This window comes from Mesorhizobium sp. WSM1386 (assembly GCF_055901595.1).
The window spans coordinates 4,324,592-4,337,708 of record NZ_CM148373.1 but is presented as its reverse complement, the minus strand read 5'-3'; the positions used below and the strand labels follow the sequence as shown (position 1 = coordinate 4,337,708).

General features: G+C 61.2%; 10 protein-coding genes and 2 pseudogenes. 3 read left to right on the top strand and 9 right to left on the bottom strand.

All coding sequences use genetic code 11. From position 1 onward, the window contains the following. Positions 1-317: 317 nt before the first annotated feature. The 6 genes and pseudogenes from AC0NIH_RS21165 to AC0NIH_RS21140 all read right to left on the bottom strand — a co-directional run bounded on the left by AC0NIH_RS21165 (position 318) and on the right by AC0NIH_RS21140 (position 7,465). Positions 318-794 carry a hypothetical protein gene (locus tag AC0NIH_RS21165; RefSeq protein WP_473468026.1) on the bottom strand — a complete coding sequence of 159 codons (477 nt, stop codon included), beginning with the start codon at positions 792-794 and terminating at the stop codon, positions 318-320. 94 nt (positions 795-888) lie between these two features. Further along, positions 889-3,021: a ParB/RepB/Spo0J family partition protein gene (locus AC0NIH_RS21160; protein ID WP_473468028.1), complete on the bottom strand. Its 2,133-nt coding sequence runs from the start codon at positions 3,019-3,021 to the stop codon at positions 889-891. Between the two features lie 180 nt (positions 3,022-3,201). Beyond that, positions 3,202-3,567, bottom strand: a pseudogene (locus AC0NIH_RS21155) (DUF2958 domain-containing protein); the annotation flags it as partial. Continuing rightward, positions 3,564-4,535: an ArdC family protein gene (locus AC0NIH_RS21150; protein WP_473468030.1), complete on the bottom strand. Its 972-nt coding sequence runs from the start codon at positions 4,533-4,535 to the stop codon at positions 3,564-3,566. The pseudogene AC0NIH_RS21155 and the gene AC0NIH_RS21150, both read right to left, overlap by 4 nt. 187 nt (positions 4,536-4,722) lie before the next feature. Next, positions 4,723-6,509 (bottom strand): annotated as a pseudogene (ligD, locus tag AC0NIH_RS21145) (DNA ligase D). Between the two features lie 554 nt (positions 6,510-7,063). Next, positions 7,064-7,465, bottom strand: a complete 402-nt coding sequence (locus tag AC0NIH_RS21140) for a hypothetical protein (protein WP_084018490.1) — start codon at positions 7,463-7,465, stop codon at positions 7,064-7,066. 217 nt (positions 7,466-7,682) lie between these two features. On the opposite strand from AC0NIH_RS21140, the gene AC0NIH_RS21135 reads away from it, so the two are divergent. Together AC0NIH_RS21135 and AC0NIH_RS21130 are read left to right on the top strand one after the other, a co-directional pair. Next, the gene (locus AC0NIH_RS21135) at positions 7,683-8,438 is read left to right on the top strand and encodes a hypothetical protein (protein ID WP_473468032.1); all 756 of its coding nucleotides are present in this window, start codon (positions 7,683-7,685) and stop codon (positions 8,436-8,438) included. 104 nt (positions 8,439-8,542) lie between these two features. Continuing rightward, positions 8,543-8,818 (top strand): hypothetical protein, encoded by a 276-nt coding sequence (locus AC0NIH_RS21130; RefSeq protein ID WP_023777354.1) that lies wholly within the window; start codon positions 8,543-8,545, stop codon positions 8,816-8,818. On the opposite strand, the gene AC0NIH_RS21125 is transcribed toward AC0NIH_RS21130, so the two are convergent. Together AC0NIH_RS21125 and AC0NIH_RS21120 are read right to left on the bottom strand one after the other, a co-directional pair. Continuing rightward, on the bottom strand, positions 8,790-9,413 hold the full coding sequence (locus AC0NIH_RS21125) for an SOS response-associated peptidase (RefSeq protein ID WP_473468034.1): 624 nt from the start codon (positions 9,411-9,413) through the stop codon (positions 8,790-8,792). The genes AC0NIH_RS21130 and AC0NIH_RS21125 overlap by 29 nt on opposite strands. Positions 9,414-9,587: 174 nt before the next feature. Further along, complete coding sequence (locus AC0NIH_RS21120) at positions 9,588-11,315, bottom strand: sensor histidine kinase (protein ID WP_473468036.1); 1,728 nt, start codon at positions 11,313-11,315, stop codon at positions 9,588-9,590. 294 nt (positions 11,316-11,609) lie between these two features. On the opposite strand from AC0NIH_RS21120, the gene AC0NIH_RS21115 reads away from it, so the two are divergent. After that, positions 11,610-12,425 (top strand): substrate-binding periplasmic protein, encoded by an 816-nt coding sequence (locus tag AC0NIH_RS21115; protein WP_473468038.1) that lies wholly within the window; start codon positions 11,610-11,612, stop codon positions 12,423-12,425. Positions 12,426-12,489: 64 nt separating this feature from the next. On the opposite strand, the gene AC0NIH_RS21110 is transcribed toward AC0NIH_RS21115, so the two are convergent. Then, a complete protein-coding gene (locus AC0NIH_RS21110) occupies positions 12,490-12,945 on the bottom strand; it encodes a VOC family protein (protein ID WP_473468040.1) in 456 nt (151 codons plus the stop codon). Between the last annotated feature and the right edge of the window lie 172 nt (positions 12,946-13,117).

Below are 13,117 nucleotides of genomic sequence, written 5' to 3'. Positions count from 1 at the left end.
GTGAACCTCGGGAGAGCGGGACAGGATCGAGCCGCGCGGCGCTCTCTCTGGACCGCGCGGATTCAAACCCATCCCGGCCTACCTCTCCCTCTCAGGGCGTCGGCCGAGCCAAAAATGAAACAAACGCCCCGCCATGAGGTGGAGCGCTTGCCGGTATCAATCGATCTCGATCATATTCCGCCGTCAGGCTCCGGCTTCCGCAGGAAACGATTGCGGTCGTCGTGCTGACCCTGAAAAAGCGCCCGGCGCTCGTCCGAATCCGGGCCGCGGTGGTGGAAGGATCGACGCTGTGGGTGTGCGGTGTGACGCCGCGCGGGTCAGGCCGCCGCCCGTCCTTCGACGACATCGGCGCCGACCTCGTCGGCGGTGATGTCTTCAAGACGCGCATTGCGGTATCCGGTCTTGGCCGTCCAGAGTTCGGCCGCATCGCGGCTCTCGGCGAAGTGCAGCAACTCGTCGTGGTCGCCGATCTGCTGCAGGACCCCGACCATACCGATCGCGGGCCGCTCGACGATCTCGAAGCTGAGCGCGCTGTCGAGCGAGTAGGTGCGCATAATGGTCACGAGGATGATGCCGCCGGAGGAAAAATTCCCTTCGTTGAGCGTGATGGAGGCCGGAGCGCTGTAGGTCGGACGGTCGCGCGGGGGTGACTTGCGGACCAGCCGGCCGAGACCGTTGCGGCGGTCCCAGTCCGCGAGCTTGCGGGTGAAGCGGGCTGGCGGCTTCTGCGAACCGTCCGAATAGCGGATCAGCGAACCGAGCGGGGCGTTGTCGTAGACGATGTGGGCTGACATGGACATTATCTCCTGAAACGAAAATGGCCCGGCTTGGAGCCGGGCCGTGATGTGAAGGGGAACGTGGCGACGGGAGCCGCGCTCTCGATTGGTGCTATTCGGCAGCGACCGCGTGAGCGGTGACCTCATCGGCTGCCGCCGAGCCGTCCTCATCATATCCGGCGAGGAATTCGGGCAAGGCACCCTCCTCGCCCTCGTCCGGCTGCATGGCCGGTGCGTCCTGAGCGGTCAGACGGAGTGGTTCAGGCAGCCAGCCACTATCGGCCAGGAGGCGTTCGGCCTCCTTGGCCATGTCACCCTTCTTGAGATGATCGATGAGTTGGGCCGCCTGCTCGCCGGCGCCCTCACGCACGGCTTCGAGGATCCGGGACTTAGTGACCCGGCCGAGGTAGTTTGCGACCGTTGGGCGCCAACCCGCAGCCACCAAGTCGAGCCCGGTGGCACGAGACAGCCGATCGGCCTCGCGCAACCGCTGATCCAGCCCGTGCTGGGAGACGCCGCTGCCATAGGGGTTGGGCCGTTCGAACAGGGCGTTGATGCCATAGCTGACGCAGTGCGCCAGCAGCGCCTGCCGGCTCGCTTCATCGAGACTATCGAGCCAGACCCACAGAGTCTGGTCGTCACCGAGCGGGATGTCGCCCTTCCATGCCGCATGGCGCTCATCGACCGCTTTGGCCGCCGGGCTGTCTTTGATGTCGGCGTCTTGCGCCGGCAGGTGGATATGCCGGACAAACGCCTCGACGCAGCCGGTCGCGGAACGCTGACCGAATGTGTCGAGGACGAGCCGATGCAAGAGTGCTGTCATGGCCACATGCTGGTTCTCGGCCACGGCATTGCGCAACGCCAAGGTGCGATGAGCGGTGAGCTCGATCACCAGGCGCTCGGGCAGCGGCTTGATGGTGTCGCCGTCATCCTCATCGGGCTCGGACGCCTGCGCGCCGATGGTGATAATGGCGCGGTGAACCGAAGGATCGTCCCTGCCCTCCTCGCTCTCGGTCGCTCCGTCGGGCTCGGCGGCGTCGTCGTCGACCGCTTGCATCGCTTCGTCCTCGGGGCGCACATATCCGCGATCGACGACCAGGTCCCCGGCACGGTCGATGCTGATGAAGGCGCCGGCGCGGCCAATATCGGCGGGATCGTAGATCATCGGCCGGCTCTCGAAAGCCTCGAGCGCGGACTCGATCTCGCCGAGGCGCTGATCGACCTCATCGGGGAGCTCGTCGGCTTCGCCATACTCGGCTTCCAGCCGATCGTATTCTTTGCGCAGCGCTTCACGTTGTGCGCGCTCCGCGTCAGTTAGATCGACGGGGTTGACGGCGAGCGCCCTCAGGCCGTGACTGTGGCCATAGGGCAGATCGACATCGACCACGATCCACTTCCAGCCTTCGGCGGCGATCTCATCTGCGATCGACTTCAGCTTGTCGCAGACCAGGCGGTCAAGCAGCACAGGGTCCTCCAGCCAGCCGCCATTGTCGGCCTCAAACAGGTCGCGCAGCACCGTGCCGCCGGCTGCGACATAGGCCTCGACACCGACGAACAGCGCCCGGCGATCGCTTGCCCGAACCGTGGTTTCGGTCAGCATGCGCCGGATTTGATGCGGCTCCTTCGACCACGAATGTTCGAGCGCCTCCCAGACCTGTTCCTGACGGGCGTGATCGTCGGCCACGGTGAAGGCCATGAGTTGATCGAGCTTCATGCCGTCCTGCTCGTAGATATCGTGCAGCTTGGGCGAGACCTTCGCGAGCCGCAGGCGTTGCTGGACAAAGGTGGCGGACACGAAGAAGCGTGCGGCAATCTCGTCGCGGCTCGCGCCCTGATCGTGCAGGGTCTGGAAGGCACGGAACATATCCAGAGGATGGAGGTCCTCACGCTGGAAGTTCTCGGCCAGCGAATCTTCCTCGATCGGCACCTCGCTATCGGCGTTGGTGACGACGCAAGGCACAGGCTCGGTCTTGACCATGCGCTTCTGCCTGATCAGCAGCTCAAGGGCGCGATAGCGGCGGCCACCAGCCGGCACCTCAAACATGCCGGTCTCGTTGCCCTCGCCATCCAGCACTGGCCGGACGTTGAGGCTCTGGAGCAGGCCACGCCGTGCGATCGAGGCGGCGAGGTCCTCGATCGTTTCCCCGCGCTTGATGCGCCGGACGTTGGACTGGCTCAGCATCAGCTTGTTGAACGGGATGTCGCGCGAAGCGTTGAGGGTGATCTTCTGCTTGACGGTAGCCATCTTGATTATCTCCGCGACGGGCGGCCGAGACTCTCTCGACCTCCAAACCCGTCACAAAGACGGGCGCAGCCCTCTCACTCTGAGGACTGCGCCGCACACGGAAGATCCGGAGGGGCACAGGGCCACAGAGACGACTTTGCGCATCTGCGGCTTTGCGGATTTCAAGCTGAGATTCCACTCGCCGTCTCGGCCGGACTGGGCGGCGTTGTAGAGGATGCGTTCGGCGTCGCGAATGCTTCCGGCCAGCTGGGCGGCCTCTGCCCGCACCGAAATCGGCAGGTCTGTGGCAAAGTGAATGTCACGTTCGATGCCCATGTCGAAGGGCAGCCGGACCGACGTCATCTCGAGGAGCGAGAAACTGCCCAGTTCGGGATAGCCGAGATCGGCGAGACCGAACATGGTGTCGCGATCGGCATCCAGCTCGGTCGCGAGCCAAACTCCTGAGCCGAGCGGATTGAAGAACTTCACGACGGGTACGTGATCGGCGTTGCGCTCGCGGCCATTGGCGAGCAGGTGCTCGCGCAGTTCGTCGGTGAGGAGGATCATGCCGCCGTCCTGTCGATTTCGCTATCATCGACGTCGGCCAGGCCTGCCCTGAATGCCCCGTCAGGTTCCGGCAGGAAGGAGAGCAGCCAGTCGGCCGCCCTGGTGGCCTGGGAGGCGGCACGCACGATGGCGCGGTTGTCTTCGCGCAGAACCTGAAGCCAGGAGGCCAGGTAGTCGGCGTGGCGCACGGTCGGCACGATGCCAAGCGAGGCGCAGCAAAAGGCTGCGTTCATCTCGGCGACCAGTTCCTCGAAAGCGTATTTCTTGGTGCCGAAGGCGCCGCCGAGGTCACGGCCGACGCGCGAGGCATGGCCGGTCGCATGCCCGAGCTCGTGCAGGGCGGTGCGGTGCCAGTCGATGGTCTCGAAATAAGCCTGCGGCGGCGGCACCCGAACATAGTCATGCGCCGGAGCGTAATAGGCGCGATCGCCACCGATGCGGAAATCGATCCCGGTCGCCTTGATCAGCGCCTCGACGGCCGGCTCGATCAGTCCAGGCTCCGGTGCAGGCGGAGCCACGGCCAGATCGTCGGGGAGATTTTCGCATTGCGCGACGTTGAACACGCTAAAGCGTTTCAGGAACGGTATCGCCTGTGCTGGTTCGCCGGTTTCTCGTGCGCGATTCTTCTCATCGTCAGGAATGAAGCGGTCAGCATAGACTACGGTGGTGCCGTGTTCGCCCTTGCGGACATGACCGCCCAGCGATAGCGCCTGGCGGAAAGTCAGCCAGCTATGGACGGGAAACCCATGCTCGGCGACCGCACCCCACAGGATCAGCACATTGATCCCGGAATAGGCGCGGCCGGTCGCGGCGTTGGCCGGCATAGCCAGAGAAGCTTTCGTCGCCGTCGTGCCCCAGGGCTGCACCCATGGAAAGCGCCCAGCCTCCAGCTCGGCGATGATCTTGTTGGTGATTTCGTCATAGAGGCTTGCCCGGTCGGCGCCGGCGCGAGCGTAGTGTCTGGACATCGCGGTTCTCCGCGACGGGCGCCGGAGGCCCTCCTCCAGCTCTCAACCCGTCATGGCAAACCGCTCCGTACTCTCACTCTAGACCGGGCTGTGGGGGCTCCCGCAGAAGGGAGGACGCTCTCGAATTTGGGCAAAAGCGGTCCGAGCCAGATCGGCAAATGTCACTGACCATCTAGGATTGTCATTGCTACCGGACTGCGTGGCGGATGCGGCCAGTAAGCGTTTGTTCGACGTCGAAATAACCCTCCCAGGCTTCGGGTAGCTGAGCGCGCGCGGCGGCCGCGAAAACATCGAAACCGTTGGCGCTTTCGCAGGTGGGCAACTCCTCCCAGCTGACCGGCACCGCGCACGACGCCCCCGCGCGTGCCCGAGTCGACCAGGGACAGATTGCAGTGGAGCCCTGGCCGTTGCGCAGGTAATCGAGAAACATCCGGCCCTTGCGCTTCACCTTGCTCATGTTGGCAACGAAGCGTGATGGATCTGTGCGGGCCAGTAGTTCGGCGAAGTCTTGGCAGAAGCTCTTGACCTCGTCCCAGTTTGCCTCCGGGACGAGCGGCACGACCACATGAACGCCCTTGCCGCCGGACAGCAACGGCCACGACTGCAGTCCAAGCGCTTCCAGAATGCCCGAATGTCGAGGGCTGCCTGCTTGACGGCGGTGAACCCCAGGCCCTGGTCCGGATCGATGTCGAAGATCATGCGGTGCGGCAGATTCGGCTGCTGGCGCAGGCTCCCCCAAATGTGGAATTCGAGCACATTCATCTGGACGCCCGCGATCAGCCCCGCCAGGTCGCCGACCCAAAGGATGCGGCTTTCCTTACCGGACATCTTCGCCAACTGGCCGTCATGAATGGCCTTGGGCATGCCTGGCAGTCTGTGCTTCTGAAAAAAGGTCTGCTGAAGGTCGCCGTCGGTATCGCGCACCAGCGACAGTGGCCGATCCTGGATGTGCGGCAGCATCTTCTCGGCGACTACGGCGTAGTAGGCGGCGAGCGTGGCCTTGGTCACCTTGGTCCCCGGGTACATGACCTTGTCCGGATGCGTCAGCTTGACGCCGACAGCAGCGGCGATCTCCTTGCCGATTCCCGGATCGAGATTGGCGGAGCCAAGAGTAGCCGGCGTCTTCGGCATTTCCATCACCACCTGGTCGGCTCGCTTGTCTTCGCGCATGCCCTCAAAGCTTGGATGTCGCAAGCTGCCGTCCGGGGTCACTTCGGCATAGGTGACTTCAGCGACCAGCTCGGGCTTGACCCACCGGGCACGGCGGGCAATTTCTCTCGGAACGGATGCGAAAGCCGGTTTCTCAACATGGCGTTTCTCGAGCTTCGCCAGGATTTCCTTGCGCATCGCCGCCGTGAACCCAGTGCCGACGCGGCCGCGATAGATGAGCTTGCCATTGTCGTAAGTGCCGAGGATCAGCGAGGCCATGCCATGTCCTGTGTCACTTGGGCGATAGCCGCCGACAACGAATTCCTGTCGCTTCGTGCACTTGATCTTGAGCCAACTCCCGGTGCGATCGCCGATGTAGGAGCTGTCGGCGCGTTTGGCGATGATACCTTCGTGGCCGCCCTCGCACATGGCGTCGAACACCCTTTTGCCCTGGTCGACGATGTGGCTGGAGAATTGCAGGCAGTCGTCTGGCAGGCGAGTGCCCAGCAGGGACTCAAGTTGCTCCTTGCGCGCAAGGAGCGGCTGGTTCGACAGATCTTGGCCATCCAATTCAAGCAGATCGAAGGCGTAGAATTTGAGCAGCAGACCCGCTGCAATGCCGGTTTTCAACATGGAGAAGTTCGAGCGGCCCTGGCTGTCGATGGCGACGATCTCACCATCGATCAGTGCCGCGCCCTTTGTCAGTCTCTGAAGCGGCGGCAGGATGACCTTGAACTGTCGGGTCCAGTCGTGGCCATTGCGGGTATAGACGACGACATTCGAGCCGGAGATGGCGACTTGGGCACGATAGCCGTCGAACTTCATCTCGAAAAGCCAATCCCCGCCCACCGGGATTTGCTCTGTCAATGTGCAGAGCTGGAACGATCGAAACCCCGGCAGCGGATATGCAGGGACAGATTCCGAGTCTCTGCGCCGCGTGCGCCTTTTGCTGATGCTTAGGATGCCATCTCCAGGCGACATACGGAACTCGGATACATAGTCCGATTCAATAGCCTGCCCCGGGTTCGGTTCCATACCAAGCATCTACGCGCCGGCGACCGTCGGCGCTCCAAGGAAGAACGGCGTATAAGCCGCAGTCCTGCGCGCGTCCGCAACAGCGGACATTGTCGCGCGCTGGACGGAGGAAATTCGCCCCCGCCGCGGGCGGTGGACGGGACAGCCGTAGGAGCGTCAGCATAGCGCCGGCCGCAGGACGGGACGCGGGACCGACTGTCCCCGTCCGCGGCGGTCCGCATGGTTTGCATTCAGGATATGGATGCGACCGGTATCGTTCGCACGCATCGGCGACGATAGGATTGGCCGGTACAGCGGCGAGTTTGCCTGATGAATCGATCAGGTTGTGCTCCCTTCGGCTCTGCTCAGTTACGTGGCAGCTTGTGAATTTCAAGCCGGACAGGCCCGCCCCTGTCACAGCTCGTGCAGAAAAGCGCTCGCTCGACCGAGCTGAACAGAGCGGCTTTTCCATAGCGTTGGATCAGCCCGGCAGGCTTTACCGTTGCATGGTGCGAGCAGGATCTGCACCAGGCCCGCAACACATGCCATTCGCGAAGATCGCCGAGCGCCACATCGAGGCCGGCATGGACGCTGCCATCGATGATGGTCTGCGGCGGGATCTTCACCTCGCCCGGCGTCAGGATCTTCTCCATCACATGCCGACTGTTGTAGTGGATCAGCAACATGCCCGGCCGGCGCCGGATGGCGGCTTGCCAGGCTGCCTGACTCACCGTTGAATCGGGGGAACGCGAAATGGTTTCCGCCAAAGCCTGCTCCTCGCGATCCCAGACCTCGATCCGAAAATTGTCTTCCGCTGTCTTTGCCATAGCTTCGCCGGCCAGCGCGATTGACGCCGTGCCATGGTCCCATGCTGCTTCCAGTCACGCTGAAATAAGGAACATATTCCTCTCGCGTCAAGGGTGCGCTTGACTCTCTGTTCTCATTTTGTTCACATTGGCCGGATTAGGTCACAGGAGGCGAACCATGGAACTTCGCTTGAACATCGAGGACGCAACACCCGAAGAGCTCGCACGAGGCATCGCCGCAGCCGAAGCCGTGTTTGCACGCGCTGGCATCACAACTTTGCAAGGAGCGGAAGGGCTGTTTGCGTTGGAAGGGTGGGATATCAAAGGCTTCCCAGAAGACGACAAGCCTACCGAGGACGAGGACCGGGCCGCCGCAGTTTGGCTGGAGGCCGATGGGGCTGCGGCAGCGGCTTGTTGTGCGGGCTGGCCGGAGGACAAAATTCCGCGCCATCAAGTCATGGAACTGATCAATGTTCCTCGCACAAAGTTGCAGGCGGAGGCGCTTCCAGACACCTGGCCGGAGCGGAAACAGCTCTATCCTGACGTGGTCAAGCGGCTGGAGATCACTACCGGCCCAGATCGCCAGATCGATTTCGATATTGCCTTCGTTCTGGGTTGGGTTCCCGAGCGGCCGACGCTGGACCGCGTTGAGCCGCTTTCGGAAGATGGAGACCGTATCCCTTTCTTCACCAGCGACCTTGCCCAGGTTGAAGAGATGGCCCGCAAGGCGCTCAAGGACTGGACGATTGAGATTGACCGGGATCCTTGCGATGCCCACGTTTTCGACCCGGCGGCCAGTGATGACGATGATGAATTGCGCATGGCCGCATGGCGTGATTTCGACGGCTCCTTGTATATGGAAAAGCCGCCGGCAAATCCTGCAATCGCGCTGACGCTGGCCATGATGCGCGGGCAGTCTATGCATTTCGAATAGTGGTCAAACGCAGTCGGGGCTTACCAACACCATCGGTCATCGACCGCGACTGGCCACATCAAGTTGCGCTGCTAGATGATCTTTGCACGGACCGCAACTTCACCATGATCGCGAAGTTCTGCCGGGAACGAGGGCTCAAGCACCAGACGCGGCATGTGCAGGCGGTATGGCCGAACGGCAAATATGAAACCTATCGGCTCCATTGCTTCAGCGATGCCGAATCCGCACAGGCCTTTCTGGATCATTTTGAGGGGCTGAGGTTTGATCCGAAGCGGGATCGGGAGAATGGAAAGGTGCGAGGCGTCTGGCGCCGCGCGGGCGAATACCGGCGGGTTCTCGATCTCGGTCCGCTCAGCGTACCAGAGATTCTGCGCAGCTAAGTCGCGAGCTTTCGGGGCGAACTGTTTCGACCGAGATTGAGCCGGCTGGAAGCGGCCGCAAAAGCTCAGCCTCGGGCTTCGTCAGGTTGATCCAGGCCGCCCAATTCTCGGGCTGAAGCACCACGACCTGACGATTGTGATATGGCGCGACATCCGGCCCGGGATCGGTCGTCAGCATGGTGAAGGTGGGCGCCTTGTTGCCGACAGCTTCACGCCAAAGCCCCGCGATGGCCATGAACGGAGAGCCGTTGAGCGTGAAGCGATGTTTCGCCTTCGGATATTTCGTTCCCGTGAACTCGAAGAACGCGGACGCAGGAACGAGGCAGCGTTTGCTGTTTCCGAACTGCCGACCTTCGGAGCGGAAGTTGAACACTGGGCCGCCCTTTGGTCCGGTCGGCGGAAACCCGAACGTCATTGACGCCAGTTCGATTGTGTCATCAGCGGCCCGCATTATCGGCGCTGGATCGTTGATGCGGACGTCGTCCGCCTGTGGCAAATCGAGTTCGGTCTGGTGGCTAGGGATTTTGAGCGCCAGCGACGCCATCACCCGGCAATATTCGGCCCATGCGACATGCTGCTCGTAATCGTTGCACATGGGAGGCTCCGGACTTGGGCGGGCTCTCTATGGTAACGCTGTCGAGGGCACGTTGAAAAGCGTGTCAGCGCTCAAAGAAGATGTCTGCCTCCTTTGCGGCCTCAATGAAGGGCTTGCTAGCGTCGCGGATTTCTTTCAGGCCCTCGCCGGGGCGAACCGCTGCACACCGGCTGGCTAATCATTGACTGAAATCGCGAAGGGTAGACTTAGGTGAAAGGTTGCACCGCGCCCGTGGGAACCGATCGCCCACATGCGCCCACCATGCGACTCGATGATTGAACGGGCGACCCGAAGTCCCATGCCCGTTCCGTCTGGCTTTGTTGTAAAGAACGGATCGAATATCTGTTCCGCGAGGTCCTGGGGGAACCCTGGGCCGGTATCGCTGACAGAAACAAGTATGTGGTTGTCGACGCGCTGCGACTTGACGACGATCTCTCTTACCCCATCGACGCTCTTCATCGCTTCGATGCTGTTGACGATCAGGTTCATTGCGACCTGCTGCAATTGCACGCGATCTCCAGCGATCCGAGGAAGATCGGTCGCCAGCTCCGTTCGTACCGATATCTTGTATCGCGCTGCCTGGTCGCGCAATAGGGCCACGGTTCCTCGATTGATCTCGTTTAGATCGAGAACCTCACGATCCAGGCTGCCCCTTTCGAACTGTGAGCGTATTCGTTTCAGAATGTCGGCGGCACGTTGCGCATCTCTTACCATTCTGTTGACGGCCGTGCGCAGTTGATCGTAATCGGGCTGGTCTCGATCGAGTCCTCGCAGGCAGACGGTGGCATTGGTGAGCGCACCGGTGATCGGTTGAGTGACCTCATGCGCAAGGGATGCTGCCAGCTCTCCCATGGTTGTCACCCGATTAATGCGAGCAAGATCGCCCTGCGCTTGGCGCAAGGCTTCTTCGGCCCGCTTCAGGTCGTCGATGTCGGTCGTCGTACCGACGAATCTGAGGAGTTTGCCCTCGGAATCGCGCAAGACCACGGCTTGTTGGAGATGCCAACGATATGCCCCGTCCCGAGCGCGCAAAGATCGGGTCTCCATTGCGAAATCCTGCCCCGAATGTACCCCGTTCCAAAAGCTCTTGATCGCCATCGCCCGATCATCGGGGTGGATCGCAGTCATCCAGGCCTCGGGATGCGACCGGGCGAAATCCAGGGTCTGGCCCGCAAACTCGAGCCAGACTTGGTTCACGAAATCCGGCGTCCCATCGGGCTTGAGCGTCCAGGCGGATACCGGAAGTCGCTGCAGCAATCCAACCTGGAGCTGCAGGTCGTCATACGCTTGCTGCAGCCCTGTCCACATCTGGTTGAATGCCCCGACGAGAAAGTCAAGCTCGTCGCTTGGCCGAGACGGGCTCCGCTGGAGTCGAAGCGGTTCTTGCGAACCACGAAGATCATATCCCCTGAGTGAGGTTCCTATCGCCGTGATGTGACGTGTAACCAGCCGGTGGACCGTAAAGAGGATGAAAAAGGAAACCATGAACGTCTTTATCGCCTGAGCGACCATGATCGTCGCCGCAGTGTTGAGAAGCTGGCGATAGATTTCATCGTACGTCGCTTCGACCGCAAGAATGCCAATCAACTGCCTGGCGTCGCCTTTGGAATAATAAATCTTGAGTTCGTGCCGCTCGGGTGGATTGGGTTGGTGGGAACCTGCGGTTACGACGAGGGGGGCAGCTTGATCCGTGGTCTCTCGCAGTTCGACGTAGCGGATATTAGGCAAGCGAAGAATCCCCTCGACCTGCAATTGAAGCTGGCGCCCGTCCATCTCCCAGAGCCCTTCGCTGAGACTTTGCCGGTAGCTGCTGTCAATCTCGGACATCTTTTGATCTATTGCTTGGACGTCGCTGCGATAGTCGAGGTAGAGCTGCGCCAATGTCAGAAGAAGCGTGATCACCGAGCTGAAGATCAAGACGCGAACAAGCAGTCGCCCCCCAATGCCGCGGAGAGGGTCTGGCAACAAGCGCCAAACAGACGCGCTGCGCCTCAGCTTCGGCGATCCGCGATCGGATTTGCCGCCGCCGGTGTTGGCGTATGTCGATCCAGGTTGCAAAACACACCCTTGCGGCGACAAACTCGCACAATTCATGTTAGCATCACTGCTAGGCCGCGCGAGATGAAGACCTGTACCATCGCATAGTTCGCCTTCCTACACTATCGTGCGAATGTGGAATGCAAGGGACGCCCGCAAATGGCGAGATGGGCCGGCTTCAGGCGGTTGTTATGTGGGATTGTCGCAGTTGCCGGGACGCTCGGCGGACCAGCGTCCGCGGCGAAGCGTTTGCAGTTTGTCAATGATGATTTCTTGGGTTCTTTCGAGGGCATAGCCGACGACAAGGCGCCGGGATTCGGGGTCGAAGTCCTCAGGCAGGTCTTTGCTGGCTTGGGACAGGACGCCTCCTTCGAATTCTTCCCCGCTAGGCGCGCGTGGATGATGGTAGTCCGCGGCGAGCGCGATGGAATGCTCGCCACGTTGCGAACCGAGGGACAGCGGTTCTGCTCTTTTCCGGACGAACCGCTGATCCGGGATAGGTGGGTTTTGTTCGTGCGGACGGCCGACATCGGAAGACTGAAGTTTTCGTCGCTTGACGATCTCATTGGACACACGGTCGCCGTCCGCAGACCGATCCCCGGCGTGTCCGAACAACCGACCGTGTCGCCCGAGCTGTGGAATTTCTTGCGCGAGCATAAAAACATGGTCCCAACAAACGACACCGACGCCAGCTTGCGCATGCTGGCAGCCAGCCGTGTCGATTACGCGGTCACGAGCCTCGTCTACGGGATGAGTGAGATTACAAAATTGAGATTGTCCGGAAAGATCGAGCCAATCTTGTCCCGTGGCGTGGCGGAACAAAATGTATATGTCTGCTTCACCAAGGCGCGCGTTTCGCCCGCTCTGATCGACGCCTTCTCGATCGCTTTGAAGCAGTTCAAGCAGACCGAAAAGTTCCAGGCGATCTACCGAAAATATTTCCCGAACGGCGCTCCGTCCGATTTTCCGCGATGAGCCATTCAGCATCTTAGCCAAGACCAAGGCCTGGCTCGAGGAAAAGGTAAGCGTGCTTCCAGGACTAACCGTAGACGACATGCGGTTTACTCTGACCCACTTCGATGATGTAGCCGTCTGGATCGCGAATGTAGCAGCGAGTCTCCCCATACTTTTCCATCGGCTCCGTGATGAACTCAGCGCCCCGGCCTTGCCAGCGTCGATAGCATTCGTGGATGTCAGCAACACGGATGTTCATGAAGCTGCTGAGCGAATCGGGATCTGGGGGAACACCGAGCGTCACCGACGGTTTGTCAGGTGTGGGACCGCCGCCGATGTTGACGATGAGCCACGTGTTCGCGATCCGGATGTATCCTGGCGCGCCACTGCTATCGCCCAGGCTCAGGATGCGGCCTCCGAAGACCATCTCATAAAATCGTGCGGAGCGTTCGATGTCGGCGACTGTCAGAAAATGTGCGACGGTAAAGCCATGCTGCGGGGGCATTGTATAGATGTGATCCTCAACTCGTACTTCGGGCATTCGTGGCTCCTATTGAGAGAGTTCTTGAGGTCTTCGCGGGCCGCCACGGCCCGCGCCGACAGGTTTTAGTATGGCTTCGCCGACACGGGTTTAGTTGGCCTTTGGTATCGATCCGTCTCTCAGCCGGGGCCAGCGACGTACAGGACATTCTACCTCGACGGTGTCACACATC

Excerpts from the sequence above, each read along its gene's own strand:
- AC0NIH_RS21130 (WP_023777354.1), top strand. The coding sequence starts at position 8,543 with ATGATCGCGAAGTTCTGCCGGGAACGAGGGCTCAAGCACCAGACGCGG.
- AC0NIH_RS21160 (WP_473468028.1), bottom strand. The coding sequence starts at position 3,021 with ATGGCTACCGTCAAGCAGAAGATCACCCTCAACGCTTCGCGCGACATC.
- AC0NIH_RS21115 (WP_473468038.1), top strand. The coding sequence starts at position 11,610 with ATGGCGAGATGGGCCGGCTTCAGGCGGTTGTTATGTGGGATTGTCGCA.
- AC0NIH_RS21125 (WP_473468034.1), bottom strand. The coding sequence starts at position 9,413 with ATGTGCAACGATTACGAGCAGCATGTCGCATGGGCCGAATATTGCCGG.
- AC0NIH_RS21150 (WP_473468030.1), bottom strand. The coding sequence starts at position 4,535 with ATGTCCAGACACTACGCTCGCGCCGGCGCCGACCGGGCAAGCCTCTAT.
- AC0NIH_RS21110 (WP_473468040.1), bottom strand. The coding sequence starts at position 12,945 with ATGCCCGAAGTACGAGTTGAGGATCACATCTATACAATGCCCCCGCAG.
- AC0NIH_RS21165 (WP_473468026.1), bottom strand. The coding sequence starts at position 794 with ATGTCAGCCCACATCGTCTACGACAACGCCCCGCTCGGTTCGCTGATC.
- AC0NIH_RS21135 (WP_473468032.1), top strand. The coding sequence starts at position 7,683 with ATGGAACTTCGCTTGAACATCGAGGACGCAACACCCGAAGAGCTCGCA.